Consider the following 2,599-nt stretch of genomic DNA (forward strand, 5'->3'; position numbering starts at 1 on the left):
CTAATAATTAATTTTTTAATTTTATTTTCAACCCCCACCCCCCAATCTTGGGGGCTTTAATAAGGAATTAGGATTGTGGCATTCAAAATGACCAACAATATATATTATACGAGGACGATGAAAATAGGGAGGGAACACACCCCTAACCCCTCTCAAGAGGGGAATACAACCCCCTGACCCAACGGCACTGACTTAAGAAAAAATTAAATAAAAGACCTCCAAATGTCGATTAAGTATAATAGATAAAATTAACCTAATAGACAAAGGAGGTCTCAGATGAAACTATCTAAAAGTAATATCGACAAAAGGAGAAGAAAACTTAAAGCATTAAGAGAAAAATTAGTATCCACTCAGCTAAATGGAATACGAGAATTACTAACGAACAAAACAATCGAAGGGATATGTAAGGAATGTGAGTATTATTTTAGAGAACGGCTTTTAACACCTGTAGTTACGATTTTTCACATGATAGGAGCAGGGATAAGTCGTGAGGGAAGTTTTCAGAGTGCATGGCATAATATAGGAGAGACAGGGAGATCAGATGCATTATCCAGAGCAAGGAAACGCTTACCATTAAAGGTATGGGAAGGGATAGACAAGAAGGTAAGAAGAGATATGGGAGATGAATTCAGGGATAAGAGTTTATGGTGAGGGCATCGGGTAATAGGGATTGATGGAAGTTGTATATCCATGGGAGATGAAGAGGAATTAGTTTCTGAGTTTGGGAGGAGTGAATTGCAGAATGGAGAGAATCGATTTCCTATAGGTAGGGTAGTATTTGGGTTTATGTTAAACACGATGGGATTGGTAGGGCATAAGGTAGGTTCATACAGAACGAGCGAGAATGCTCTTTTTGGGAAGTTAATGGAGGAACTTTTACCAGGGGATTTAATTGTAGGAGATCGTCGTTTTGCCGGAGCAAAGTTATTTGTAGAATATAGACAGAAAGGGCTTGAGTTTATCATCAGAGCCCATCCAAGATTAAAGGTAGGATCATTAAAAGTAGTCAATATTTTGGGCAATAATGATTTGATAGTAGAGGTGCTTATCCCGAAGGTATATCGTCGTAAGGATCCTACCCTTCCAGAAGTAATTAATGTCCGAGCAATTAAGACAGAGGCAAAGATTCAGGGGAAGAAGGAAAGTTTTTGGTTAATGACATTTTGTTGGATAGTAAGAAATATCCTTCAGAGGAGATTAAATTATTGTACAAAAAGAGATGGAAAATGGAGGGATTAATTGAGGAGATAAAGATATGGTTGGGTGCGGATGTTTTAAGGTCAAAGACAAAAGAAGGGATTTATAAGGAGATGTAGCGAGGGTAATAGCTTACAATTTGGTTCATTGGTTAATGTTGAGAGCGGCTAAGAAACATAAAAAGGATGTAGGAAGGATCAGTTTTTCAGGGGCAATTAGATTAACAGCAGTGTATAGTATAAAGATAAGTGTAGCTCCTTTTTGGATGTTGCCATTACTTTATGAGGAATTACTTGAGAAAATAGGTTGTTCGGAGGTTCGATATCGGCAAATAGAAGTGAGCCGAGATTAAAGAAAGGTAGCCAAAAACGTTATCCAATGTTAAAAATATCTCGTGCAGAATGGAGGGATATCAATGGTCTCGTTGCTTAAGTCAGTGCCATTAACCCCTACCCCCCCTTTGTTAAGGGGGAATAAACTTGCTTTTCATCGGTTCCTTGGTCTATAGTCTATGGTCTGTAGTCTATTTTCAGGAGAATCCCCCATTTCACTGACCCATTACTGAGAGGTTAAAATTTTAATTGACATAGCATGAAATCTTTGCTAAAATATACCTTAAGAAGTGAGTATAATAAAAATGAACAATTGACACCTGTATTCAATTCTTTATTCATTGTTCGTAACCGTTCAAGGTGTTAATGAAGGGAAAAGGGGAAATAATGGAAAAAGGGGAAATTTATTTTTATGTATAGGAATTTGAAAGTTGTTCTGCTCGTTCCCGCATTATAGTTTTTGCAAAAATAAGTTCCTTTTTTTTTAACGGAGTCCCAGATTTAGACGCTTCGCTTGATCTTCGATTCTGTGATACTGACAAAGCACACAATCTTCAATAAACCTGTTCCTGACAGCTTCAGGAATTGAGGACTCCAAAAATTTAAAATGAAATTCTTTAATATTTTTCCCCTTTTCCCCCTACTTTTCCATTTTCCCTTACTTACACCCTGAACGCTTACCATTGTTCGTTATTCGTTCTACAAATTACGAAACACGAATTCAAGGAGGAATAAAAATATGCAGTTTTTAGATGTAAAAACAGACTTTGCCTTTAAAAAGGTATTTGGAAGCAAACAATCAAAAGATATACTTATAAACTTTATAAACTCAGTGGTTAAATTCAAAGATGGAAGCATTATTGAAGATTTAACCATAGTTGACCCATATCAGATACCGTTACTTAAAGGGATGAAGGATACCTATGTTGATGTCAAGGCAATGTTATCAGATGGTAGTGGCGTAATTATTGAGATGCAGATATTAAATTATGAAGGATTAGAAAAAAGGATTCTCTACAATGCGGCGAAGGCATATTCTACGCAACTTTTATGTGGTGATGAATTTTATC

The 2,599-nt window shown here is 36.5% G+C and carries 5 protein-coding genes; all 5 read left to right on the forward strand.

Annotation, left to right across the window (positions count from 1 at the left end):
* Nucleotides 1-276: 276 nt before the first annotated feature.
* Nucleotides 277-651: a hypothetical protein gene (locus AB1422_18775; protein ID MEW6621345.1), complete on the forward strand. Its 375-nt coding sequence runs from the start codon at nucleotides 277-279 to the stop codon at nucleotides 649-651.
* Between the two features lie 12 nt (nucleotides 652-663).
* Nucleotides 664-1,239 carry a hypothetical protein gene (locus tag AB1422_18780; GenBank protein ID MEW6621346.1) on the forward strand — a complete coding sequence of 192 codons (576 nt, stop codon included), beginning with the start codon at nucleotides 664-666 and terminating at the stop codon, nucleotides 1,237-1,239.
* Nucleotides 1,206-1,316, forward strand: a complete 111-nt coding sequence (locus AB1422_18785; protein MEW6621347.1) for a hypothetical protein — start codon at nucleotides 1,206-1,208, stop codon at nucleotides 1,314-1,316. Before AB1422_18780 ends, AB1422_18785 begins: the two co-directional genes overlap by 34 nt.
* 20 nt (nucleotides 1,317-1,336) lie before the next feature.
* Nucleotides 1,337-1,549 (forward strand): hypothetical protein, encoded by a 213-nt coding sequence (locus AB1422_18790; GenBank protein MEW6621348.1) that lies wholly within the window; start codon nucleotides 1,337-1,339, stop codon nucleotides 1,547-1,549.
* A 719-nt stretch (nucleotides 1,550-2,268) separates the two neighbouring features.
* On the forward strand, nucleotides 2,269-2,599 hold a 331-nt coding region (locus tag AB1422_18795; protein ID MEW6621349.1), incomplete at its 3' end, for an Rpn family recombination-promoting nuclease/putative transposase.

It is taken from the genome of bacterium (assembly GCA_040757115.1).
Lineage (GTDB): Bacteria > UBA9089 > CG2-30-40-21 > CG2-30-40-21 > SBAY01 > JBFLXS01.